This window comes from Streptomyces sp. NPDC032822 (genome assembly GCF_055578825.1).
Genome location: NZ_JBVIOL010000001.1, coordinates 944,391 through 966,607 on the forward strand (window position 1 = coordinate 944,391; position 22,217 = coordinate 966,607).

Sequence of the window (22,217 nt, forward strand, 5' to 3'; positions counted from 1 at the left end):
CGTGGCCCTCGCACCGATACGGGTTTGCGGGACCGTGCCCAGGGCCATGTAGGCTGTCGACTCGTCTCGGGTGCGTAGCTCAGGGGTAGAGCGCCTGCCTTACAAGCAGGATGTCGGCGGTTCGAAACCGTCCGCGCCCACAGTGGTGAGGTGAACGAGAAACGGAGAAGGGGTCCCCGGCCGATCGCGGCCGGGGACCCCTTCTCCGTTCTACGGCGTCTTCTTCGGCGGGGCCTTCCTCGGTTCAGGGGTGTTCCGTCTCCGGCTGCTCGGGGGCCTGCGGAGTCTCGTGCGCGTACTTCAGCTTCGTGCGGGCGTCCACGCGTTCCGGTGTCGCGACCTCCGCCCAGAAGCGGTGGCAGCTCACGAAGACGGCGAGTTCGTGCTCACGCCGGCGGAGCTTCTCCACCGTGGCCTGCTCGTCGGCGGTCCAGCCGGGGGAGGCGGGCCGCTCCACCTTGCGCCAGCCGCCCGCGTCGCTGAAGCCGTCCAGGGGCTCGACCGACCAGGGGAGCCGTTTGAGCAGGGCCGACAACTCGGCCCGGACCTGATGCAGCTCCTCCTGACCGGCGAGGAGGTCACTCGGAAAGTCATAGGTCGTAGCCACGCGCTAATGCTACGCCTGTTCGATTTTGGGTGGCGAGTTCCTTCGGGGGGTTCGTGTGAAGTCGCAGTCGCAGTCGACGGCGCAGGCGCGGGGTGCGGCACGCGCTCAGCCGGAGAGGGATCCCCCGGCCGCGCTCCGAGGCACCGCCGCTTTCTTTCCTGCCGCTCGATCGACCTGATGGCCTGATCGGCCTGACAACGGCTAGCGGCGGACCCGGTAGCGCAGGTGCAGTACCCGGTCGCCCTGGATCACCGTGTGCGGGTCGTCGAGCAGGTGACGCGCGTCCGTCGCACCGAAGTACCGCTTGCCCGAGCCGAAGACCACGGGCACCACGTCCATCGCCACCTCGTCGACCAGGCCGAGGGCGAAGGCCTGGCCTCCGACGTCGCCCGCCGCCACGGCGACCGTACGGTCCCCGGCGAGTCCCCGTGCCTTCGCGAGCGCCTCGGTCACGTCGTCGACGAAGTGGTACGACGCCTCGGGGTGCCAGCCGTCGGGCTTGGGGCGGTGTGAGACCACGACCACGTGCTCGGCCGCCGGCGGGGCACCCTCCCAGCCGTTGGTGATGTCGAACAGGTGCCGTCCGATCACCACCACCGCGATGCTGTCCCACAGCGGCTTGACGTACTCGGCCGAGGTCCGGGTGATTCTGCCGCCCTTCTCGCCCTCGCCGATCTGGACGTCGCCGTTGCCGTACCAGTCGAACAGGGGGCCGACCTGGTCGTCGGTGTCGGCGATGAAGCCGTCCACGGACACGACGCTGTGCATCACCACGGTGCTCATCACATCTCCCAGGGGTCCAGAGGTTCCCGGGTCCGGAGGTCCGGATGCCCGGAGGCGTCGAGGGCTTGGGGCTGCCTCGCTCAAGGACAGACCCGGGGCGCCGCCGAAAATCATCGGGGCATCCGGCGCCCCCGCACTCAGCCGGTCGGCAGGGAGGCCAGCCAGGCGGTCAGGCGGCGGTTGACCTCCTCGGGGCGTTCCTGCTGGATCCAGTGCCCGCAGTCTTCGAGGAGGTGGGAGGAGCGCAGGCCGGGCAGGGTGGCGGGGAAGGCGTCGAGCGCGTCCGCCAGCCAGGTCGTCGAGGCGTCCAGGGTGCCGCCGAGGAACAGGGACGGCTGCTCGACGGGGGCGCCGGCGTGGTCGGCCAGGTCCTTCCAGTCGTGGTCCATCGCGCGGTACCGGTTCAGGGCGCCGGTCAGACCGGTGCGCTCGAACTCTCCGGCGTAGACGTCGAGTTCGGCCTCGCCGAGCCAGTCCGGCAACCGTCCTGCGGGGAAGCGGTCGCGCAACGTCCCGCCCGGGCTGACGAAGTGCGGGTCGGGGGCGCCGGGCCCCGGCAGGGTGTCCGCGGAGAGGGCGGCGTAGAAACCGGCGAGCCAGCCGCGTACGTCCGGTTCGATCTCGCGCTCCGCCCGGCCCGGCTCCTGGAAGTAGGAGACGTAGAACTCCTCCTTCCCGCCGCCCAGTCGGGCGAAGATCTCACTCGGCCGAGGGCCGCCGGGCGGGGTGTAGGGCACGCTCAGCAGGCCGACCGCGCGGAACACGTCGGGCCTGAGCAGCGCGGAGTGCGCCGCGACGGTCGCGCCCCAGTCGTGTCCGACGACCACCGCGGACCGCTCGCCGAGGGCCTCGACCACGGCCGCGTTGTCCGCGACGAGCTCCAGCAACCGGTACGCCGCCACCGCGTCCGGCCTCGACGAGCGCCCGTATCCGCGCACGTCGATCGCGACCGCGCGGTAGCCGGCGGAGGCCAGGGCCGGGAGCTGGTGGCGCCACGAGTACCAGGACTCCGGGAAGCCGTGCACCAGCAGGACCAGCGGCCCCGCGCCGAGTTCCACGGCGTGGACGCGGCCGGCGGGGGCCGGGAGCAGGTGGTGGATGGCGTCCCTGAGCTGGGGGTTCGGCTGCGGCATGCGTCGTCCTCGGTGCGTGGCTTCGGCGCTGTGGCCCGTACGACGATCCTGTGGCGCCGCGGAGGGCGGGCGCGAGGAATGTTGCCGGTTCGGCAAGTCGGCCACATCGAGACGGCCACCATTCAGACGGCCACATCGAGACGGTCGCAGCAGATCAGCCCCAGCAGGCCAGCCACGGCAGGTCGGCCACGGCAGGTCGGCTCAGGCAGGTCAGCCACAGCGGGTCGGCCACGGCAGGTCGGCTCCGGCGAGCCCGGCCCCGACCCCGGTTCAGTGGCCGGCGTCCCTCAACTCCCGTACCAGCTGGGCTGTCACGGGCACCCGCACGCCGTGTCGTTCGGCCGCGCGCAGCAACGCCCCGCCGATCGCGTCCAGTTCGAGAGGCCGGCCCGCCTCCGCGTCACGCTGCATGGACGACTTGGTCGCGGGCGGGAAGCCGTCGTAGCGGGCGAGTGCCTGGGCCGGGTCCGACGGTCCGCCGCAGGCGGCGCTGACCGCCGCGGTCTCCTCGACCAGGGCCGTCAACTCCTCGCGGTACTTGGTGCGTACGTCGCCCAGCGGGAGCCCGTGACGGGTCGTCAGCAGCGCGAAGGGGGCCAGGAACGACATCTTCGCCCACAGGGCCGCCGACTCGTCGGGCAGCACCCGGGTGGTCGGACCGGCGGCCGTCAGGGCCCGGGCCAGCGCGTCGAGGCGCTCGCCGGGCACGCCCTCTCCGGTCAGGTCGACCTCGGCGAAGGGGCTGCCGTGCTCGATCACACCCGGCGCCACCCGCGTGGACTCCACCCGGATCACCGCGGGCGCCACCCGGTCGGGGCGGTAGCGGGTCCGCAGGGTCGCGGGGTGCTCCACGCCGTTCAGCAGCGGGACGACCAGACCGTCTCCGAGGGCCGTGGGCGGGACGCGGCCGAGGGCGGCGTCGAGAGCCGTGTGCTTGACGGCGACCACGCAGACATCCACCGGCTCGCGCAGGACGGTGTCCGCCTCGACGCGGGCGGTGAAGTCGCCGAACTTCTCGCTACGGACACGGATTCCGGCCCTGCGGAGGGTGTCCGCCGTCTCCTCGCCGGCCAGGCAGATCACGCGGTGGCCTGCGCGGGACAGCAGGGCGGCGAGCAGGCCGCCGGTGCCGCCGGGGCCGAGGACGGCCACGCTGAGTTCGTCGTATGCCATGTGAGGGTTCCTCTCTGGGGTCGGCCCCGGGTCGGTGGCCGCCTCGGAGCGATCATCGCAGGGGCGACTGCGTCGGCGCTCCCGGTTCGTGGACCTGGTTCATGGAATCGGGCGGAGGCCCGGCGGTATTCCCCGGCGGGAGCGAGACTGGGGGTATGTGCCGCAGCATCAAGACGCTTCGTCCGCCCGTACTGCCCGAGGAGGCGACGGAGGAGGAGATCCGGGCCGCCGCCCTGCAGTACGTCCGCAAGGTCTCCGGGTTCCGGGCCCCCGCCGCCCACAACCAGGAGGCGTTCGACCGGGCCGTGGAGGTGATCGCCGAGGCCACGGCGGAGCTGCTGGCCGGGTTGGAGATACGGGGAGCCGCGCGCAAGGCGGGGTAGCGCGGGCGGGCGTCGATGCCGACGGGCGGGCCACGCGGCCCTGCGCCGACAGGACACCGTCCGAGCCGACGGGGCGGCGCCCGCACGGACTCCCCACGGGCCGGCGGCGTACACACAGCCGTCAGCCGTCAGAGCCCAGCCCATAGCCGTCAGATGCCGGAGCCCAGTCCACAGTCCCCAACCCGCGGCCATCGCGCGTTTCCGCCCGCACTCCGCCCGCCCTTCGCTCCTTGCCCCTACCGCGTCTCCGCGGCCCCTTACGGCGTCTCCGCCGCCTGCGGCTGTCGTCGCATGACGTAGGCCGCTCCCGCGCCCGCGCCGAACAGCGCCAGCACGGAGACGCCCGTCGCCAGCCAGGTCGTGCCCAGCCACTGGGCGCCGAAGTAGCCGAGGGCGACGCTGTAGGCGGCCCAGGAGAGGCCCGCGAGGGCGGACCAGGGGAGGAAGTCGCGGGCGCGGCGGTGGGCGGCGCCGGCGCCGAGGGAGACGACCGAGCGGCCGGCCGGGGCGAACCGGGCGAGGACGACGAGGGCGCCGCCGCCCCGGGCGAGGGCCGCGCCGAGACGTTCCTGCGCGGTGGTCAGACGGCGGGAGCGGGCGATGGCGCGGTCCAGGCGGGCACCGCCGCGCCAGGCCAGGCGGTACGCCACCAGGTCGCCCAGCACGGACGCGGTCGTGGCGCAGAGGATGAGGACCAGGATGTCGGGTACGTCGTGTGCCGGGACCTGGCCGGTCGCGGCGCCGGTGCCCGCGGCTGCCGCGGTGGCCGCGGTGATGACGAGGACGCCGCTCGGCAGGACCGGCACGAACACGTCCAGCAGGACGGATGCGGCGATCACCGCGTAGATCCAGGGGCTGCCGGTCAGCAGCCCCACACTCTCCATGCTTTCCAGCACCGCGAACTCCCCGTGATCCCCCGTGGTCCCACCCTGCCGCAGCCCTGCAGGGGAGCGGCAGGGACGGCCCGTAACAGCCTTACAGCGTACGCCTGTGGTGTGACAGGAGATTCACGGGGGGCTCGGGGGTTCGTCACGGCATGTTCACTCGGCTGCCGCTTCCCGGGGGCGGCGGGTGCGGGTGTCCCGTAGCAACGGAGAGGGGCCCGGATCCCCGAGGGATCCCACCGGAAGGTAAGGAACGGTACACATCATGGTGGCAGGTATATGTGCGGGCGCCGTCGTCGCGGCCGTGCTCGCGAGCGGCACCGCCGACGGTGCCCATGACTCCCACGGCTACCGGATGAGGACGGACGCCCGCTTCGCGCCGCCCACCGCCTTCGTGCCCTCCGCGGCGCTGACGTACGACGGGAGGCTGGTCCCGGCCGCCGCCTGGATCGAGGTGGCCCAGCACACCGAGGAGCGCGGGGCGACGACCGTACGCCTGCGGGTCGAGGGGCTCCGGCCGGGCTACGAGTACGGCGTCCACGTGCACCGGAAGCCGTGTGCCGCCGACCCGGCCGCCGCGGGCGGGCACTACCAGCACGAGCCGTCCACCGAGGCGCACCACGTCAACGCGGACAACGAGGTCTGGCTCGACTTCACCGCCGACGAGCGCGGCTCGGGCCGGGCGAGCGCCCGTCACACCTGGGGTTTCCGGCAGGGCGAGGCGTCCTCCGTGGTGATCCACGACGAGCCGGGCAGCAAGGGCGTGCGCGTCGCCTGCTTCACGGTGCCCTTCGGCTGGACCGTCTAGCGGAAACCCGGACAACAGAGGACCGAGGACAGGCGACCGGCGAACGAAGAAGTAAGAGCGAAGGCCGCACGGGCGACGGCGTCCGCCCCGCGCATATCGCGTGGGAGCGGACGCCGTCGTCGTTGGTGGGGCGACCCTGGATCAGGCCGCCACCGGCGTCTTTTCGGACGCCGGCTTCGCCGTCGCGGTGGAGCGCCTGCCGAAGAGCTGGTCCAGGCCGAGGGCGCCGGAGCCGGTGAAGACCAGCAGCAGGAAGGCCCAGCAGAACATCGCCGAGGGCTCGCCGTTGTTCTCCATCGGCCACAGGCCGGTCGGCTGGTGGACCTTGAAGTACGCGTAGGCCATCGAGCCCGAGCAGACGAGCGCGGCGGCCCGGGTGCCGAGGCCGAACAGGACGAGGGTGCCGCCGACCAGTTGGATCACGGCCGCGTACCAGCCGGGCCAGGTGCCGGCCTCGACGGTGGCTCCGCTGCCGCCGGCGCCACCGAGCACGCCGAAGAGCGAGGCGGCTCCGTGGCAGGCGAAGAGCAGGCCGACGACGATCCGGAACAGACCGATCGCGTAGGGCTGCGCGGTGTTGAGACGTGCGGACATGTGGGGGTTACTCCTTCGGTCGGCCGGCCCGTGAAAGGCACCGGTCTGGGGGACGGAACCGAGTGAGTGGCCCAGGTTAGGCGCGCCTAATCAATGCTTGCAAGTTCAACATTTGGCCAATAGTTCGCCTCTGTTGCCCCTCCCGTTTCGGCCGCAGCTGCACGTAGAGCCGCTCTGGCCACTGCATCCGCGTCCGAAAGCGTGACCGAATCCACACCTGGCCGGGCCCCGGCCGCGGTCACCCAGTGCACGCCCTCCGTGGGTACCCCGAAGGCCAACCGCCTTGGATGTGCCCGGCCTTGACGGTCGATCAGACGGTACGGGCGTTCTGTTACGTCCAGCCCCCCGGTTTCGTAACCGTCCACGGTGTGCGGCCGGCACTGCCCGGTCTTCAGCAGCCGGGCGAGCAGGTCGTCCGCGGTGCGCCGCAGATCGGGCTCCGGCAGCCGCGCCTCGACGAGCGTCGTCACGCGCACGGCGGAGTCCGGCACCTCCGGGGAGCGCGCCACCCACGCCCCCTCCGCCTCCCGGACCTCCAGCCGCGGCCCGAGCACCTCCACCACGCCCGCCGCCACCAGCGCGGCCAGCTCCTCGATGCGGCGCCGGGGCGGGCCGATCGACAGGAAGGCGTTGAGCGGGGTGTACCAGCGGTCCAGGTGGTCCCGGCGCGAGGTGCCCGCGAGTCCGCCGTGGTCGACGATCCGCCGCAGTTCGTTGCGCAGGTCGCGCAGCACGTCCTGGGCGGCCTTCAGCGGGCCCGTGACATTGCCGAGGGCGGCCTGCGCGGCGTCGTCACGGAGGTGGGCGAGCAGCCACTCCCGCCAGGCGCGGGGGCCGGGGAAAGTGTGGCCCGTGTACGGGCGGGACATGCGGTCCCAGGACCAGCGGTCCTCCGGCGCCACCCCGAACTCCTCCAGTACGGCGGCTTCCTGGACGCTGCCGTGCGCGGTGGCGAGGAAGCGGGCCCGGAAGGCGGCGGGTCCGAACCGTCCGGCGCCGAAGGCCGCGGTCCCGCCCAGGGCGCCGAACTCGCTCTCCCCGACCAGTGTTTCGTAGTAGACCGTTTCGACCTCCTTGGCCACCAGCGGCCATATCTCCGTGAGGAAGTCCGGGGCCTCGCCGGAGTCGGCGCGCTTGCGGAAGCGGGCGATCGTCTCGTCGGTGAGGACGAGCGGGAGGTGCCGGCCGTAGGGGCCCTTCCCGTTGTCGCCGCGGGCCTGGTAGGGCACTCCGCGCCGGGAACCGGCGTACAGGCGTGGCTCGCGGCCGGAGGGCAGGTAGCGCAGCCCCGGCCCGTCGGGGACGAAGCGTCCGCCGCGGCCTGTCGTCAACAGGGCCGTGTGGTCGAAGAAGTTGAGCCCCAGACCGCGCAACAGCACCGGTTCGCCGGGGGAGAGGGGCGACAGGTCGACGTCGGCGGGGTTGGCGGGCGGGACGTGGCGCAGGCCGTGCTGTTCGGCGTAGCGGGCGAGCCGTCGTACGGCGGGGTCCGCGGCCGTCGGCAGATGGCCCTGTGCGAGGACGACGGCGGACAGGCCGGACAGGGTGCGGCCGTCGTCGAGAGCGAGGCTCTGGAGGCCGCCGGGGGCGTCGTCGAGCCGTACCGCGCGCGCCGCGTGGGTCTCGACCCGGATCCCGGGCGGAGCCTCGCGCACCGTCCGCGCGAACACCCACTCCAGGTACCGGCCGTACTGGGCCCGGGTCGGGTAGGCGTCCGGCCCGAGCGTGCCGCCCGCCCACTCGTACAGGCTCGGGCCCGGCCGGATCGGCCCCGAGCAGTCCACGCTGTCGTCGGTGAACAGGGTCACCTGCGAGGCCACGGTGTTCATCAGCAGCTCGGACGACTGCGCGGTCCGCCAGACACGGCCGGGTCCCGGCGGTGCCGGGTCGACGACATGGACCGTCAACCGGGCGCCGGGCGGGAGGAGTTCCGGCGCCGAGGCGCAGAGGCGTTCCAGGACACCGGTGCCGCGGGGGCCGGCGCCGACCAGGGCGACGGAGAGGGGCACATGGTCCTCGGGCGGTGCGGGCAAGAGGAGAACTCCCGGGCGTGTGGGGCGCGTGGCGACGACCGCTGGAAGCGGACGGTCCGCCTCATCATGCCGTCGGGAACCGGCGCGGCCGGGCCCAGGGTGCCAGGACTGTGGGACGCATCACGCGCATCACCGGTCACGGGCACAAGAAACGGTCGGAAGGCGTCGATCAGCGGGCGAGTTCGGACTCCATGACCGTCTCCAGTCGTGGTCCGGCGCCCCGCACCGCCCGTGCCTGCTCCAGCCGCAGCCGGGCCGAACGGCCGCGCAGTGTCAGGCTCATGAGCTGGTTGCCGAACCAGGGGCCGCCCGTCCGGCGCCAGCTGACCGGCGGCTGCGGGGTGCGCGCGTGCCAGGCGAAGCGGCGGCCCAGCGCCCGGGCCACCGCACTCCAGCCGAAGCGGAAGCCGAGCCGTATCGAGAGCGGGATGGAGTTGTGGACGGGGGAGCAGGTCAGCTGGAGGACGTGGGCGTCCGGGGCCTCGGCACGCCACTTCGGCTCGGCCACGTACGCGTGGTGCACGTCCCCGGACAGCACGAGGATCGTGGCCGGTGCCTCCGGGCCCGAACCGGCCTCGGCGAAGAGGTCCGCCAGTGCGGTGAAGGACTCCGGGAAGGCCGCCCAGTGCTCCAGGTCGGCCTTGCGCCGCAGATCCTCGCCGAAGCGGGCCCAGCGGGCGCCCTTCTCGCCTCGGCACAGTGCCGCGTTCCACGCCTCGGCGTCGTGCACGAGGTGCGGGAGCAGCCAGGGCAGGGAGGTGCCGACGAGGAGGTGGTCGTACGATCCCGGCTCGTCCAGTGCCTGTTCGCGCACCCACTGCTCCTCGCCGGGGTCGAGCATCGCGCGGTTCTGCTCCTCCAGGACGCGGGCCGCCCTGCTGTCCACCATCAGCAGCCGGACGCGGCCGAAGTCGCGGCGGTAGCTCCAGCGGACCGAGGCGGCGTCCTCGTCGGCCCGGCCGGCGAAGGCGCGCAGCACGTCGGTGCCGTCGGGGGTGTCCCGGACGGCGGCGTAGACCGGGTCGTCGGCCAGTTCGGTCGGGGACAGGTTCCCCAGGTGCTGGTGCACCCAGTAGGACATCAGGCCGCTCATCAGCCGTTCCTGCCACCAGCCGGTGGCCCGCATGTCCGCCAGCCAGGAGTCGGAGGTGTTCCAGTCGTCGATGACGTCGTGGTCGTCGAAGATCATGCAGCTGGGCACGGTGGACAGTAGCCAGCGGACCTCGGGGTCGAGCCAGGACTCGTAGTAGAGCCGGGTGTACTCCTCGTAGTTCGCCACCTCGCTGCCCGGCGCGTCGTTCAGGTCGCGGCGGGCGGCGAGCCAGTGGCGGGTCGCGTCCGTGGTCTCGTCGGCGTACACCTGGTCGCCCAACAGCAGGAGCACGTCCGGCCGTTCGCCCTCGGGGTCGCTCATCATCCGGGAGGAGAGGGCGTCCAGGGCGTCCGGGCCGACCGGGTCCTGTTCGCCCTTCGGGGGCGAGGCCCAGCGGCAGGAGCCGAAGGCGACACGGACGTCGTCCCCCTCGGTCGGGGTCTGGATGACCGAGGGCGGGAACTCCGAGAAGGGCGCCTCGTCCAGCGGCCACACACGGGTGCCGTCGAGGAACACCTCGTAGGCCCGGGTCGTGCCCGGGGTCAGGCCCGTCACCGGCACCAGGGCGTAGTGGTGGCCCTCGACCTGGAAGGTGGGGGCCTCGCCCCCACCGCCGTCCGCACAGCGCACCTCGGCGGTGCACGGTCGGCTCGCCTCGACCCAGACCGTCGCGGACGTACCGTCGGCAAACCTCAGCAGTGGTCCAAGGCGCAGTCCCGCCACGTGATCGCCCTCCTCCGTCGCCCCGTACGGTACGGAACGACGGAGGGGAACGGGGAGGTTCCGGAGATCACGGTTTGTCGATCCTTGTGGATCTCTCAGGCGCGTGGACCGCTCGGCTCCGGAACGCCGGTCCGGGTACCGGCCCGAACGCCGGTCCGTGCAGAGGTCCCGACCGACGCTGGTCCGAGTGCCGGTTCAGCAGCCGGAGAGATAGCTGGTGAGCGCGCTCTTCTCGGCCGAGTCGACCGAGAGGTCGTAGTAGTACTTCACCTGGACCCAGGCGCGCACGTAGGTGCAGCGGTAGGACGTGACCGACGGCATCCACTCGGCCGGGTCCTGGTCGCTCTTGGCCTGGTTGACGTTGTCCGTGACGGCGATGAGCTGCGGGCGGGTCAGGTCGTTGGCGAAGTTCTGGCGCTGGGTGCTGGTCCAGCCGTCCGCGCCGGAGTCCCAGGCCTCGGCCAGCGGCACCAGGTGGTCGATGTCGAGGTCGGAGCCGGCGGTCCAGGTGGCGCCGTCGTAGGGGGAGTACCAGGTGCCGCTGGTGGCGGCGCAGGCGGAGCTGGTGACGACGTTCGAGCCGTCGCGCTTGAGGACCGTCTCGCGGGTGTTGCAGGTGCCGCTGATGGTGATCCAGTGGTTGAACAGGTCACGGTCGTAGCCGGTGCGGTCCTCGGCCGAGACGGTGAGCGAGGCGAGGTAGGTGCGGGCGGTGGCGGCGCTGACCGGGGTGGGGAGGGCGGCGGAGGCGTTCGGGCTGTTGAAAAGCAGCGCGGAGGCTATGAGGCCGGTGAGCGCAGCGAGTATGCTGACGCGTCGACGCGCGTAGAACTTCGACATGCGAACTCCCAGGGGATGTGGGGGCGTTGGAGAGCGAGCGTTCGAATGCTCCCGCCGCCGTGTTGCGGGGAGGTGTGCGTTGGGTGAGAAGTTAGTGACGTGTTCATGACACGACAAGGGGCGTGACGCCTCGGCTTCTCGGACCACCTCCCGGACCGCCTCTTGGGCCGTGCCTCCCGGACCGCCTCGTGGATCCGTCTCGCGGGCATCTGCCGGTCGGGTCCGCCCGTCGGATCGGCGTCGGATCGGGCTCGCGGACGGTCGCGTACGATGGACGGCGCAGAAGGGGAGTAGCTCTTCGCCGGACCGTCGACATACTGCTCAGCTCGTCTGAGCCGGCGCCCGGAGGCAGATCCTTGCGGATCGGCCAGCGAGACCTTCGGCAAGCAGTGCACATCCGTGCTTTTCGGCATGGATGCCATGTGCGCTGCCGTGCCGAGGTGTCGTAGCAGCGTTCATCACACTCTCGGTGGGGCAGCCCGAACCGATTGAGGACCCTTGATCAGCTTCACCGTGACGGCACTCGTCTTCGGCGTCGTCTTCCTCGCCGAACTGCCGGACAAGACCGCACTCGCCGGCCTCGTCCTCGGCACCCGCTACCGCGCCTCCTACGTCTTCGCGGGCGTCGCCGCCGCCTTCGCCCTGCATGTCGCCCTCGCCGTCGCGGCGGGCTCCGTGCTGACGCTGCTCCCGCAGCAGCTCGTCCAGGCACTCACCGGCGTGCTGTTCCTGGGCGGCGCGGCCGTGCTCCTGCTGAAGAGGGACGAGGGCGAGGAGGAGATCCGCAAGCCGGAGGACCAGTCCTTCTGGAAGGTCGCCGGGGCGGGCTTCATGCTCATCCTGGTCGCCGAGTTCGGCGACCTCACGCAGATCATGACGGCGAACCTCGCGGCCCGCTACGACGACCCGCTCTCCGTCGGCCTGGGCGCGGTGCTCGCGCTGTGGGCGGTGGCCGGACTCGGCATCGTCGGCGGAAAGGCCCTGATGAAGCGGGTTCCGCTGCGGCTCATCACCCGGATCGCGGCGCTGCTGATGCTGGGACTCGGCGTGTGGAGCCTGTGGGAGGCGGTGACGGGCTGAGGCAGGGCCGTGGGCGGCCGGGTGAGGGGTGTGGGGGCGGGGTGGCCTCGTGACCGGTTTCGTGGGTGGCGTCGCGGCCGGCCTCGCGGGCGGTCCCGTGGGTGGCTCTGTGGGCGCTCGCCCGGCGGGCGGGCGAGCTGAACGGTGGGTGAACTGTTGCGCAAGACGGTGGCGGGAAGCCCCCTTTGTTTTGTACCGTAGAGAAACAAAGTGGCTCCCGCCCGTTTTCCCTGACCGGCGGGCGGGGCCGCCTTGTTTCCCGGGGCCCACCCATACGCCCCCGCGCCCCTCCGCCCCGCGTCTTGGAGCTGCCCGATGACGGCCACCGCCGTGCTCACCGCCCGCGCCCTCCTGCTGGACATGGACGGCACCCTGGTCAATTCCGACACCGTCGTCGAGCGCTGCTGGCGGCGCTGGGCCGACGGGCACGGGCTGGACGGGGACGAGGTCATGAAGGTCGTCCACGGCCGCCAGGGGTATGCCTCGATGGCACTGCTGCTGCCGGGCCGCCCCATGGAGCAGAACCACGCGGACAACACGCGGATGCTCGCCGAGGAGACCGCCGACATGGACGGCGTCGTCGCGATACCGGGCGCCCCCGAGTTCCTCGCCTCCCTGCGCGGCCTGCCGCACGCCCTGGTGACCTCCGCGGACGTGCCGCTCTCCACCGCCCGTATGACCGCCGCGGGCCTCGCCCTCCCCGACCTCCGCATCACCGCCGAGTCCGTCGGCGCGAGCAAGCCCGACCCCGAGGGCTTCCTCAAGGGCGCCGCCGAACTCGGTGTCGCGCCGGCCGACTGTGTCGTCTTCGAGGACTCCGGCGCCGGCATCCAGGCCGGCCACGCGGCCGGGATGCGGGTCGTCGGCGTGGGCCCGCGGGCCGGCGTCCACCGCCCGGACGTCCTGGTGCGGGATCTGACGGAGGTACGCGTCGTGGCGGGGGCGGACGGGGCGATCGAGCTCCACGTGGGCTGAGGCGGGGGCTTCACCGCCTTCACGCGGGCTGAGGAGTGGCTTGACCGCCCTTGCCGCCGACTGAGGGCGACTCGGCCGCGCTGGTGACTGTCCCGGTGCTGTGCGCCCCCGTGCGGGGATGGCCCGCTGGTGTGGTGGGGTCGGTCCGTGGCAGGGCGTGCCTCGGCGGGTGGACAGTCCCGGCCGGGGGGACGGTTCCGGCCGGGTGGGCAGGGTGGCGCGCCCCGCCGGGTCGTCACCCCGGGTACCGCTCAGGGGCCGTCCGGTGGCCGTCCCGGGCACCGCCCCCGGAGACGTCAGGGTTCCGTCGTCTCCGATTCCAGCTTGCTTCGGGTGGGGTGGTCGTACGAGCCGAGGTTGGTGTCCGTGCTCACCTTGCGGGACCACTGGTAGTTGCGGAGGGCCTCTTCGAGCTGGGTGCTGAAGACGCCGTCGATCTCGTTGTTGTAGAGGTACAACTGGCGCAGGCGCTGCTGGAGTTCGGTGACCTCGGCGCCCCGGTCGCCCAGGCGGAGGACGGGGGCGATGCTGCGGCTCTGCTCGGACCCCCCGTCCGGCGCGGCGGCGCTGCTCGCGGCGGACTTGGTCGGCAGGGGTGAGCCGGACGCGCTCGGCGAGGCGCTGGACGCGGACACCGAGGGCGTGGCACCGGGCGAGGGACTCGCGGTGGGGGAGGCCGGGGCGGCCGCGGCCGGCGGCGCGGGGGAGGCCGGTGCGGGCGGGGGCGCGGACGCCGCGCTCGTGGAGGCGTCCGGCACGGCGGCCCGTACGTCCTGCGGCGGTGCGCTGCTGCGCGTCGGTGTCTCGTACGAGAACAGTCCGCTCGCCATCCCGGCCGCCGCCATCACCGAGACGACGGCTCCACCGGCACCGAGCAGGACGGTACGGCCCCGGCGGCGGCCCGGCCGTTCCTCGTCGTCGGCGGGGAGCGGACCCTCGGGTTCCTCGAAGAGGCGCAGGTCGGTCGGGCCGGGCGCGGGAGCGCCGGGCACGGTGGGAAGGGCGACCGTGGCGTCCCCGGCGGCCCGGTCCGGGGTGATCGGGCGCAGCGCCATCGTGGCCTCGACGGCGGGCACGTCGGACGTCTTCTCGTCAGGGTGTGCCCCCTCCAGCTCGACGTACGGCCTGATCCGCAGCGGATCGAAGTCCTCCGCGGCGGCGGCATCCGCCGTGCGGGCGTCGCGCAGGGCGTCGGACGCCCGCTCGGTGCAGGCGCACGACGGGGTGTTGTCGGCGCCCCTGGGGGTACCGCATTCAGGGCACAGATGCCCCTTCGGCTCGTCCATGTTGTCCATCCCTCCCCTCGCGTCTCCCCCTCGCGAACTCCAGAGATTATCCAGACCTCCTCCACACCAGGGGACACGAGCCCCCGGAACGACGGCTTCCGGCGGGATTCAACAGGCCATAACCGGTCACACCGATCACGATGGGTAGAGGGAACGAGACCCTCGGGAGGTCTTCATGGCGGAGGATGCGCCCGCTCTGGCGGGTCAGCTGCGGGATGCCCGCGACGGGCCGGTTTCCGCCAACGTTCTCGTCTCGATCGGCGCGCTGCTCCTGGGGATGCTGCTGGCCGCCCTGGACCAGACGATCGTGTCGACCGCCCTGCCCACGATCGTCAGCGAACTCGGCGGCATGGACCACCTGTCCTGGGTGGTGACGAGCTATCTGCTGGCGGCGACCGCGGCGACCCCGCTGTGGGGCAAGCTCGGCGACCAGTACGGCCGCAAGCGGCTGTTCCAGATCGCGATCGTGATCTTCCTGGTCGGCTCGGCGCTGTGCGGCGCGGCGCAGGACATGTCCCAGCTCATCGCCTTCCGGGCGCTCCAGGGTCTGGGCGGCGGCGGGCTGATGGTGCTGTCGATGGCGATCGTCGGCGACCTTGTGTCGCCGCGTGAACGCGGCCGCTATCAGGGGCTGTTCGGGGCCGTGTTCGGGGCGACCAGTGTGCTGGGCCCGCTGCTCGGCGGCTTGTTCACCGAACATCTCAGTTGGCGCTGGGTGTTCTACGTCAACCTGCCGATCGGAGTCGTGGCCCTCGCGGTGATCGCGACCGTGCTGCGCATCCCGAGCAGGTCGACGCGGCACGTCATCGACTACCTCGGCACGTTCCTCATCGCGGCCGTCGCGACCTGTCTGGTGCTGGTGGCCTCGCTGGGCGGCACCACGTGGGGCTGGGGCTCGCCGCAGATCGTCGGGCTGGCGGTGCTGGGCGTGGTCCTGGCCGTCGTGTTCGTGGCGGTGGAGCGGCGGGCCGCCGAACCCGTCCTGCCGCTCAAGCTCTTCCGGATCCGTACCTTCACGCTCTCCGCGGTCATCAGCTTCATCGTCGGCTTCGCGATGTTCGGAGCGATGACCTATCTGCCGACGTTCCTCCAGGTCGTGCACGGCGTCAGCCCCACCATGTCGGGTGTGCACATGCTGCCGATGGTGTTCGGGCTGCTGCTGTCGTCGACCCTGTCCGGGCAGATCGTCAGCCGTACCGGCCGCTGGAAGGTGTTCCCGGTCGCGGGCACCGGCGTCACCGCCCTCGGACTGCTCCTGCTGCACCGGCTCGACGAGCACAGCTCCACCGCCGAGATGAGCACCTGCTTCTTCGTGTTCGGCCTGGGCCTCGGCCTGGTCATGCAGGTCCTCGTGCTGATCGTGCAGAACGCGGTCTCCTACGAGGATCTCGGCGTCGCCACCTCCGGCGCGACCTTCTTCCGCTCCATCGGCGCCTCCTTCGGTGTCGCCGTCTTCGGCACGGTCTTCGCCCACCGGCTCGGCGACGAACTCGCCGACGCCTTCAGCGGCACGCGGCTCCCGCCCGGCGTCTCGGTGGGCGCGCTGGAGTCCGACCCGCGCGGCATCGGCGCCCTGCCGGCCGCTCTGCGACCACCGGCCCTGGACGCGTACGCCACGTCCATCACCGACGTCTTCCTGTACGCCGCCCCGGTCGCCGTCGTCGGCTTCGTCCTGGCGTGGTTCCTGAAGGAGGACCGGCTGCGCGGCTCGGTCACCGCGCCGGACCTCACCGAGACGCTCGCCAGCAACCCGGTGGAGAGGTCCTCCTACGACGAGGTGTGCCGGGCGCTGTCCGTGCTGGGCACCCGGGAGGGCCGGCGCGAGATCTACCGGACGATCACCGCGCGGGCGGGCTACGACCTGCTCCCCGCGGCGAGCTGGCTGCTGCTGCGGATCAGGAAGCACGGCAGCGTGGAACCGGCCTTGCTGGCCGAGCGCGCCACCCTTCCCCTCACCGTCGTCATCGAGGCCGCCCGGCAGGTCGAGGAGCGCCGCCTGGCCCTCCGCGAGGGCCTGGACCTGCGCCTGACCGAGGAGGGCCGCGAGGTCGCCGACCGGCTCGCCGAGGCCCGTGAGGAGTCCCTCGCCGAGCTTCTCGGCGACTGGTGGGGCCCGGACCGGCCGACCGACCTGGTCCAGCTGGTGAAGGAGCTGAACACCGAACTGTGCGGCTCGGAGACGGAACGCCCGCACGACGAACGTCCGGTGTCCCGGTTCGGCTGATCCGTCCGCCCGGCCCGTTCGTCCGACTCCGCTCGCTCGCCCCCGTTCGCCCGGCCGGGCTCAGTCCAGCCGCTTGCGGAACCAGTGCTCGGCGTACCGGTCGTCGTTGTGCGGGGCGGTCTCCTCGTAGCCGAGCCGCGCGTACAGGGCGCGGGCCTCGACGAGGTCGGCGCGGGTGTCGAGGATCATCCGCCGGGCGCCGAGGGCCCGCGCCGCGTCCTCCGCCGCCCGGACGAGGAGCGCGGCGCCGCCCCGGCCCCGCATCCCCTCGTACAGGAACACCCGGGTCAGCTCGGCGGTCCCGCCCTCCAGCAGCCGTACGCCCGCACTGCCGCCCGGCTCGCCGCCGTACCGTCCGACGATCAACAGGCCGCTCGGCGGGGTGAGTTCGGACCCCGAGTGGGCGGCGATCTCCCGTTCCAGTTCGGCGGGGTCGGTGCGGTGGCCCTCGTGCAGCAGATACCAGCGGTCGCTGACCTCCGTGTAGTACGCCCGCCAGAGCGCGGCGGCGACGGGGGAGTCGTGCGGCTCCGGGGCGATGGTCCAGGTGGTCGTGGCCGTCTCTTTGGTCATGGCGGTCATTCTCGGCGGGTCGGCCGGGCGCTCCGCAACCGGATAAGGGCGACCTCGTCGGGCGACACGGCCGGCGGTGCGAACGGGAGGACACCGAATCACCACGCCGTCGCCATCGATGTGCGGACTGTTTGGACTGCGAGGCCCGGGTACCCGGTGGAGGAACCGGCTTGTACGGAGAGCCGGTTGGCAGAGAACCTGGAAGGCACTCATGTCCACAGGCGTGATCATCGCTCTGATCGTGGCGGCCGTCGTGATCGTCGCTGCCGTCCTGACCCTGCGGGCCCGGCGCGGGCCCGGTGGCCACAACCTGAAGCGGCGCTTCGGCCCCGAGTACGACCGGGCCGTGGCCCGGCACGACGGGGACGAGAAGGCCGCCGAGCACGAGCTCGCGGAGCGCGTGCAGCGGCACGGATCGCTGCGCGAACGGCCGCTGGAGTCCGCGCAGCGTGAGCAGTACGAGGCCCGCTGGACGGCCGCGCAGGAGCGGTTCGTCGAATCGCCGCGGGAGGCCGTGGCGGAGGCGGACCGGCTGATCGCCGAACTGGCCGCGGTCCGCGGCTTCCCGGACGGCTCGCAGTACGAGGAGCAGTTCGCCGCGCTGTCCGTGCACCACGCGGACCACGTGCACGGGTACCGGCGTGTGCACCGCGTCGCCCAGACAGGTGACGGTGGCGCGCAGAACGGCGACGGCCGCTCCGGAACCGAGGAACTGCGCGAGGCCATGGTCGACGCACGGGCCCTGTTCGAGGACCTGATGCGCCCGGCCCGGCACCGGGGGGAGACCCGGAAGCCGGTCGAGAGGTCCGACGAGTCGGCCGAGAGGCTCGACAGGTCCGACGGATCGGTCGACAGGCCCGAAGGCGATGCGACACAGGGCCGCGACGACGGCCGTTCCCACCAGTCGTGGGGATTCACCAGGCGTCATGCGAAGGGGAGTTGAGTGACATGACCGATGCTACGAGCGGTCCGGGCGCCGAGGGCGCCCCGCGCGAAGAAAAGTCGAAGGGCCGGGCGAACGTCCCGGCGGCTCCGGGGCGTGATCCGGTGACGGGCGAGAAGACGTCGGGCGACACGTCGGCCGTGACGGCCGAGCGCGCCCGCGAGCAGCAGAAGTCGGGCACCGGCCCGGCCACCGGCGCCTCGGGCGGTTCCGGCGTCCTCGGCGAGGGCGGCCGAGACAGGCGTGACGGCGGAGACAGGCGCGAGACACGCGACGGGCGTGAGGGTCTCGGTGGCGAGACGGCGACTGGTCGCGAGACAGCGACGGGCCGTGACGCCGCGCAGGGTCGCGACGTCCGGCAGAGCCGTGACACCGCCTCGGGCCCGCCCGGCACGCCGGGCACCCCTGGCGCCCAGGCTCCCTCCGGCACCCCCGCCGGTCGCGGCCCCTCCGGTACGTCCGGTGACGCGGCGCCGCTGGTCACCGGCTCCGAGCAGAGCCACGGCGGCCACGGCGGCCCCGGGTCCGAGCAGGGTCGTGACTCGCACGGCTCCCGTCTCGTCCCCAACGACGAGTCCGACAAGCTCACCGAGCGGTTGCAGCACGCCGTCGCGGGGTTCGTGGACGAGCCGAAGTCCGCTGTCCAGGAGGCCGACCAGGTGCTGGAGGAGGTCGCCGCCCGCTTCGCCGACGCGGTGAAGACCAGGCGCCGTACCCTCCGCGACTCCTGGGAGTCCGCGGACGGCGGCACCGGCGACAAGCCGGCCACCTCCGGCGACACCGAGCAACTCCGCCTGGCCCTGCGGGACTACCGCGAACTGGCGGAGCGCCTGCTGCACATCTGACGCCCCACCGCGCCACCCGGCGCTTGTGACGGAAGCCGGACGACGTCCTCGACGTCGTCCGGCTTCCGTCGTCCGGCATCCTGGGTCCGTAGCCGTAGCCGTAGCCGTAGCCGTAGCCCATAGTCCGTTGTGTCGGACGGGCCGGGGTCGGGCGATTTATCATGCGGCGGCTGTGTAAGGACACTTCAGGAGGAGCTGCACGTGCTCGAACTCACCATGGCGGCCGTCTCCGCGGCGGAGGAGGGTGCCACGGCAGGCATGCTCATGGCCGACTCGCCCAGCGAGCCGGGCTCCGTCCTGCGGGTCGGCCGGGACGCGACGGTGTGCCGCCTCGCGACGCCCGACGACTGGCTGTTCGTCTCCCGGGTCCACCTGGAGTTCCTGTGCGGTCCTGACGGCAGTTGGCAGGTGACGTGGCTCCAGGGCTCCCAGCCCGACCCGTCCTCCGAGGTCCGCCTCACCACGGGCCCGTACGCGCAGCCGCTGCCCTACGGCGGGACCCTGCCGCTGCCCAGGGGCGGCAGCGGCGAGATCGTCGTCCAGGACCGCACCGCCCCGCGCAGCGTCAACGTGGGCTTCTACCACGAGGTGTGAGCACAGGCGTGAGTACACGTGTGAGCAGCGGCGTTCACGCCAGCACGCGGGCCAGGGCGAAGCCGTCGTAGCCCTTGCTGCCCACCGTCTGGATCGCCGTGCCGCTCAACCTGGGGTGCTTGCCCATGAGTTCGAGGGCGGTCCGGGTGCCCTGGACGTCCGGCTGGATGCTGTCGGCGTCCGCGACCCGGCCGCCCCGGACCACGTTGTCGATGATGATCAGGCTGCCGGGGCGGGTGAGTTGGAGCGCCCACTCCAGGTAGTGCGGGTTGTTGTCCTTGTCGGCGTCGATGAAGACCAGGTCGAAGGGGGCCGGGTTCTCCTTGTGCTCCTCGGCCAGCTTGGGCAGCGATTCCAGTGCCGGGCCCACCCGCACCTGGACCAGCTTCTCCAGGCCGGCGCGGGCGAGGTTGCGGGTGGCGACCTCGGCATGCCGGGCGCTGTACTCCAGGGAGACCAGGCGGCCGTCGGCGGGGAGCGCGCGGCCCAGCCAGATGGTGCTGTAGCCGCCGAGGGTGCCGATCTCCAGGATGGTGCGGGCGCCCTGGATCTGGGCGAGGAGCTGGAGGAACTTGCCCTGGGGGGCCGTGACGGCGACCTGCGGGAGGTCTGCGGCTTCGCTGTCGCGCACGGCCGCGGCGAGGACCTCGTCGTCGGGGGAGAGGTGGGTGGTGAAGTAGTCGTCGACGTCGTCCCAGCGCTGCGACTCGCTCATGCACCTGTGCCTTTCGTGTGCCTAGTTAGATCCGCTAACTAGCTGCGCTAACGAATATAGTCGCGCCCCGGTTCCCTGTCAGCGTCCACCCGCCGTCGGTGCCGCCCCGCCGACGGTTTTCGGCCGATCACCTCAGGCCGGGGACCGGCCCTCCACGGCGGGCGCCGAGCCCGGCAGCGGCCGTCCCGCCGACTCCGTCATGAACCACACCGCGACGCCGCCGATCACGGCCGCGGCCATCATGTAGTAGGCGGGCATCATCATGTTCCCGGTCGCGCCGATCAGGGCCGTCACCACCAGCGGGGTCGTTCCGCCGAACAGGGAGACCGACACGTTGAAGCCGATGGACAGGGAGCCGTAGCGGACCCGCGTCGGGAAGAGGGCCGGCAGCGCGGCCGGCATCGCCGAGGTGAAGCAGACCAGCAGCAGGCCCAGCGCGCCCATGCCGAGCGCGATGGCGAACAGGCTGCCCTGGCGGATCAGCAGCAGGGCCGGGACGGACAGCAGCAGGAAGCCGGCGCAGCCCGCGGCGATCACCGGGCGGCGGCCGATCCGGTCGGTCAGGGCGCCCGCGAAGGGCTGCACGACCATCATCAGCGCCATCACGGCCAGGACGACGAGCAGACCGTGCGTCTCGTCGTACTTCAGCTCGCTGGTGAGGTAGCTCGGCATGTACGACAGCAGCATGTAGTCGGTGACGTTGAAGACCAGCACCAGGCCGACGCAGAGCAGCAGTGTCCGCCACTGGCCGGTGACCATCTCGCGCAGCGGCACCTTGGGACGGTCGGCCTCGGCCTTGGCGACCTCGGCCGCGAACGCGGGGGTCTCCTCCAGGCGCAGCCGCAGATACAGCCCGACGACGCCCATCGGGCCCGCGATCAGGAACGGGATCCGCCAGCCCCAGCTCAGCAGGTCCTCGCTGGACAGCAGGGCGGTCATCAGCGTGACCAGACCCGCGCCGCCGATGTACCCGGCGAGGGTGCCGAACTCCAGCCAGCTGCCGAGGAAACCGCGCCGCTTGTCGGGGGCGTACTCGGCGATGAAGGTGGAGGCACCCGCGTACTCGCCGCCGGTGGAGAAGCCCTGCACCAGACGGGCGGCCAGCAGCAGGAGCGGGGCGCCGACGCCGATCGAGGCGTACGACGGGATGAGGCCGATGGCGAAGGTGCCCGCGGCCATCATGATCATGGTGAGGGCGAGGATCTTCTGACGGCCGACGCGGTCGCCGAGCGGGCCGAAGACCAGGCCGCCGAGCGGGCGGACCAGGAAGGCCGCGGCGAAGGCGCCGAAGGTGGAGAGCAACTGGGCGGTGGGGTTGCCGGACGGGAAGAAGACCTTGCCCAGGGTGACCGCGATATAGCTGTAGACGCCGAAGTCGAACCATTCCATCGCGTTGCCCAGCGCGGCCGCCTTGACGGCACGTTTCACGAGGGCCGGGTCGGTGACGGTGGCGTTCCTCGGGACGGCCGGGTCCGCGGTCGGGTCTCCCGCGGGGGGACCGGAGGGCTGACCCGAGGAGGGGCCGGAGGATCGGCCGGAGGGCTTGCCGGAGGACGGAGTGGCGGCTGGGGCACTCGGCAAAACGTCGCTCGCCTACCTTTCGAGGGGACAGGGGAAAGGACGACCATAGGAGGACTTGTCCTGGTCACGTGGCGCGTACGGCTCGTTGCATGGTGCACATAAATGCTGTGTATGCAGGGTCGACTCCCGGCCACACAGGGGATCTTCCGACCCCTCGGTGTGATCCTTCTCGCCTCCCGCTGAGGTGACGGACCCGTCCGCGGACTATCGTCATCCGGACAAAAGGCGAGCGGACGTCAGGTGAAGCGGGGGTTGCCCGCGTCTCTCTGAGGGGGTGCCGCGAGTCTCATAGAGTTCGCTGAGCAATCCCGACGCATGGGATGTGTGAGACGAATGGGGCGGGAGGC

21 protein-coding genes and 1 tRNA gene are annotated in these 22,217 nt (G+C 72.2%); 9 read left to right on the forward strand and 13 right to left on the reverse strand.

What is annotated here, in order from left to right; genetic code table 11:
• The first annotated feature begins 68 nt into the window (after positions 1 to 68).
• Positions 69 to 140, forward strand: a tRNA-Val gene (locus tag ACZ5VD_RS04395).
• 104 nt (positions 141 to 244) lie between these two features.
• On the opposite strand, the gene ACZ5VD_RS04400 is transcribed toward ACZ5VD_RS04395, so the two are convergent.
• The 4 genes from ACZ5VD_RS04400 to ACZ5VD_RS04415 all read right to left on the reverse strand — a co-directional run bounded on the left by ACZ5VD_RS04400 (position 245) and on the right by ACZ5VD_RS04415 (position 3,696).
• The gene (locus ACZ5VD_RS04400) at positions 245 to 607 is read right to left on the reverse strand and encodes a hypothetical protein (RefSeq protein ID WP_468550741.1); all 363 of its coding nucleotides are present in this window, start codon (positions 605 to 607) and stop codon (positions 245 to 247) included.
• A gap of 201 nt (positions 608 to 808) precedes the next feature.
• Positions 809 to 1,390, reverse strand: a complete 582-nt coding sequence (locus tag ACZ5VD_RS04405) for a dihydrofolate reductase family protein (RefSeq protein ID WP_468550740.1) — start codon at positions 1,388 to 1,390, stop codon at positions 809 to 811.
• A 137-nt stretch (positions 1,391 to 1,527) separates the two neighbouring features.
• Entirely contained in the window at positions 1,528 to 2,523 is a 996-nt protein-coding gene (locus tag ACZ5VD_RS04410) for an alpha/beta fold hydrolase (RefSeq protein WP_468680624.1), read from the reverse strand.
• Between the two features lie 270 nt (positions 2,524 to 2,793).
• A complete protein-coding gene (locus ACZ5VD_RS04415) occupies positions 2,794 to 3,696 on the reverse strand; it encodes a ketopantoate reductase family protein (protein WP_468680627.1) in 903 nt (300 codons plus the stop codon).
• A gap of 155 nt (positions 3,697 to 3,851) precedes the next feature.
• Here ACZ5VD_RS04415 and ACZ5VD_RS04420 point away from each other — a divergent pair, with 155 nt between their 5' ends.
• Positions 3,852 to 4,079, forward strand: a complete 228-nt coding sequence (locus ACZ5VD_RS04420) for a DUF2277 domain-containing protein (protein ID WP_468550737.1) — start codon at positions 3,852 to 3,854, stop codon at positions 4,077 to 4,079.
• Positions 4,080 to 4,336: 257 nt separating this feature from the next.
• Here ACZ5VD_RS04420 and ACZ5VD_RS04425 read toward each other — a convergent pair whose 3' ends face one another.
• The gene (locus ACZ5VD_RS04425; protein WP_468550871.1) at positions 4,337 to 4,963 is read right to left on the reverse strand and encodes a DedA family protein; all 627 of its coding nucleotides are present in this window, start codon (positions 4,961 to 4,963) and stop codon (positions 4,337 to 4,339) included.
• A gap of 265 nt (positions 4,964 to 5,228) precedes the next feature.
• Between ACZ5VD_RS04425 and ACZ5VD_RS04430 the strand changes: the two genes are divergently transcribed.
• A complete protein-coding gene (locus ACZ5VD_RS04430; protein ID WP_468680629.1) occupies positions 5,229 to 5,771 on the forward strand; it encodes a superoxide dismutase family protein in 543 nt (180 codons plus the stop codon).
• A gap of 141 nt (positions 5,772 to 5,912) precedes the next feature.
• Here the strand turns inward: ACZ5VD_RS04430 and ACZ5VD_RS04435 are convergent, their stop codons facing one another.
• From ACZ5VD_RS04435 to ACZ5VD_RS04450, 4 genes are all read right to left on the reverse strand, one after another.
• A complete protein-coding gene (locus ACZ5VD_RS04435) occupies positions 5,913 to 6,365 on the reverse strand; it encodes a DoxX family protein (protein ID WP_468550735.1) in 453 nt (150 codons plus the stop codon).
• A gap of 86 nt (positions 6,366 to 6,451) precedes the next feature.
• Positions 6,452 to 8,398: an FAD/NAD(P)-binding protein gene (locus ACZ5VD_RS04440; protein ID WP_468680631.1), complete on the reverse strand. Its 1,947-nt coding sequence runs from the start codon at positions 8,396 to 8,398 to the stop codon at positions 6,452 to 6,454.
• A 169-nt stretch (positions 8,399 to 8,567) separates the two neighbouring features.
• Positions 8,568 to 10,214, reverse strand: coding sequence for an alkaline phosphatase D family protein (locus tag ACZ5VD_RS04445; RefSeq protein ID WP_468550733.1), 1,647 nt, complete (start codon positions 10,212 to 10,214; stop codon positions 8,568 to 8,570).
• A gap of 195 nt (positions 10,215 to 10,409) precedes the next feature.
• A complete protein-coding gene (locus ACZ5VD_RS04450; protein ID WP_468550732.1) occupies positions 10,410 to 11,054 on the reverse strand; it encodes an HNH endonuclease family protein in 645 nt (214 codons plus the stop codon).
• A 498-nt stretch (positions 11,055 to 11,552) separates the two neighbouring features.
• Between ACZ5VD_RS04450 and ACZ5VD_RS04455 the strand changes: the two genes are divergently transcribed.
• Positions 11,553 to 12,134, forward strand: coding sequence for a TMEM165/GDT1 family protein (locus ACZ5VD_RS04455; protein ID WP_468550731.1), 582 nt, complete (start codon positions 11,553 to 11,555; stop codon positions 12,132 to 12,134).
• Positions 12,135 to 12,449: 315 nt separating this feature from the next.
• The gene (locus ACZ5VD_RS04460; protein ID WP_468550730.1) at positions 12,450 to 13,109 is read left to right on the forward strand and encodes an HAD family hydrolase; all 660 of its coding nucleotides are present in this window, start codon (positions 12,450 to 12,452) and stop codon (positions 13,107 to 13,109) included.
• A 296-nt stretch (positions 13,110 to 13,405) separates the two neighbouring features.
• On the opposite strand, the gene ACZ5VD_RS04465 is transcribed toward ACZ5VD_RS04460, so the two are convergent.
• Positions 13,406 to 14,395, reverse strand: coding sequence for a peptidoglycan-binding domain-containing protein (locus tag ACZ5VD_RS04465; RefSeq protein ID WP_468680633.1), 990 nt, complete (start codon positions 14,393 to 14,395; stop codon positions 13,406 to 13,408).
• A 175-nt stretch (positions 14,396 to 14,570) separates the two neighbouring features.
• Here ACZ5VD_RS04465 and ACZ5VD_RS04470 point away from each other — a divergent pair, with 175 nt between their 5' ends.
• On the forward strand, positions 14,571 to 16,619 hold the full coding sequence (locus ACZ5VD_RS04470) for a DHA2 family efflux MFS transporter permease subunit (RefSeq protein WP_468680635.1): 2,049 nt from the start codon (positions 14,571 to 14,573) through the stop codon (positions 16,617 to 16,619).
• A 60-nt stretch (positions 16,620 to 16,679) separates the two neighbouring features.
• Here ACZ5VD_RS04470 and ACZ5VD_RS04475 read toward each other — a convergent pair whose 3' ends face one another.
• Entirely contained in the window at positions 16,680 to 17,192 is a 513-nt protein-coding gene (locus tag ACZ5VD_RS04475; RefSeq protein WP_468550727.1) for a GNAT family N-acetyltransferase, read from the reverse strand.
• 211 nt (positions 17,193 to 17,403) lie between these two features.
• Between ACZ5VD_RS04475 and ACZ5VD_RS04480 the strand changes: the two genes are divergently transcribed.
• The 3 genes from ACZ5VD_RS04480 (at position 17,404) to ACZ5VD_RS04490 (ending at position 19,574) form a co-directional block, all read left to right on the forward strand.
• A complete protein-coding gene (locus tag ACZ5VD_RS04480; protein WP_468550726.1) occupies positions 17,404 to 18,135 on the forward strand; it encodes a hypothetical protein in 732 nt (243 codons plus the stop codon).
• Between the two features lie 5 nt (positions 18,136 to 18,140).
• Positions 18,141 to 18,980, forward strand: a complete 840-nt coding sequence (locus ACZ5VD_RS04485) for a hypothetical protein (protein WP_468550725.1) — start codon at positions 18,141 to 18,143, stop codon at positions 18,978 to 18,980.
• Between the two features lie 201 nt (positions 18,981 to 19,181).
• Positions 19,182 to 19,574, forward strand: coding sequence for an FHA domain-containing protein (locus tag ACZ5VD_RS04490; protein WP_468680636.1), 393 nt, complete (start codon positions 19,182 to 19,184; stop codon positions 19,572 to 19,574).
• A gap of 34 nt (positions 19,575 to 19,608) precedes the next feature.
• On the opposite strand, the gene ACZ5VD_RS04495 is transcribed toward ACZ5VD_RS04490, so the two are convergent.
• Both ACZ5VD_RS04495 and proP read right to left on the reverse strand, forming a co-directional pair.
• Positions 19,609 to 20,289, reverse strand: a complete 681-nt coding sequence (locus ACZ5VD_RS04495; protein WP_468680638.1) for an O-methyltransferase — start codon at positions 20,287 to 20,289, stop codon at positions 19,609 to 19,611.
• Between the two features lie 132 nt (positions 20,290 to 20,421).
• Entirely contained in the window at positions 20,422 to 21,870 is a 1,449-nt protein-coding gene (gene proP / locus ACZ5VD_RS04500; RefSeq protein WP_468680641.1) for a glycine betaine/L-proline transporter ProP, read from the reverse strand.
• Between the last annotated feature and the right edge of the window lie 347 nt (positions 21,871 to 22,217).

Bases quoted from the DNA above. Each gene is read 5' to 3' on its own strand.
- ACZ5VD_RS04405 (WP_468550740.1), bottom strand. From the start codon at position 1,390: ATGAGCACCGTGGTGATGCACAGCGTCGTGTCCGTGGACGGCTTCATC.
- ACZ5VD_RS04425 (WP_468550871.1), bottom strand. From the start codon at position 4,963: ATGGAGAGTGTGGGGCTGCTGACCGGCAGCCCCTGGATCTACGCGGTG.
- ACZ5VD_RS04460 (WP_468550730.1), top strand. From the start codon at position 12,450: ATGACGGCCACCGCCGTGCTCACCGCCCGCGCCCTCCTGCTGGACATG.
- ACZ5VD_RS04475 (WP_468550727.1), bottom strand. From the start codon at position 17,192: ATGACCAAAGAGACGGCCACGACCACCTGGACCATCGCCCCGGAGCCG.
- ACZ5VD_RS04495 (WP_468680638.1), bottom strand. From the start codon at position 20,289: ATGAGCGAGTCGCAGCGCTGGGACGACGTCGACGACTACTTCACCACC.
- ACZ5VD_RS04435 (WP_468550735.1), bottom strand. From the start codon at position 6,365: ATGTCCGCACGTCTCAACACCGCGCAGCCCTACGCGATCGGTCTGTTC.
- ACZ5VD_RS04450 (WP_468550732.1), bottom strand. From the start codon at position 11,054: ATGTCGAAGTTCTACGCGCGTCGACGCGTCAGCATACTCGCTGCGCTC.
- ACZ5VD_RS04415 (WP_468680627.1), bottom strand. From the start codon at position 3,696: ATGGCATACGACGAACTCAGCGTGGCCGTCCTCGGCCCCGGCGGCACC.
- ACZ5VD_RS04420 (WP_468550737.1), top strand. From the start codon at position 3,852: ATGTGCCGCAGCATCAAGACGCTTCGTCCGCCCGTACTGCCCGAGGAG.
- ACZ5VD_RS04410 (WP_468680624.1), bottom strand. From the start codon at position 2,523: ATGCCGCAGCCGAACCCCCAGCTCAGGGACGCCATCCACCACCTGCTC.
- ACZ5VD_RS04480 (WP_468550726.1), top strand. From the start codon at position 17,404: ATGTCCACAGGCGTGATCATCGCTCTGATCGTGGCGGCCGTCGTGATC.
- ACZ5VD_RS04485 (WP_468550725.1), top strand. From the start codon at position 18,141: ATGACCGATGCTACGAGCGGTCCGGGCGCCGAGGGCGCCCCGCGCGAA.
- ACZ5VD_RS04470 (WP_468680635.1), top strand. From the start codon at position 14,571: ATGGCGGAGGATGCGCCCGCTCTGGCGGGTCAGCTGCGGGATGCCCGC.
- ACZ5VD_RS04430 (WP_468680629.1), top strand. From the start codon at position 5,229: ATGGTGGCAGGTATATGTGCGGGCGCCGTCGTCGCGGCCGTGCTCGCG.
- ACZ5VD_RS04465 (WP_468680633.1), bottom strand. From the start codon at position 14,395: ATGGACGAGCCGAAGGGGCATCTGTGCCCTGAATGCGGTACCCCCAGG.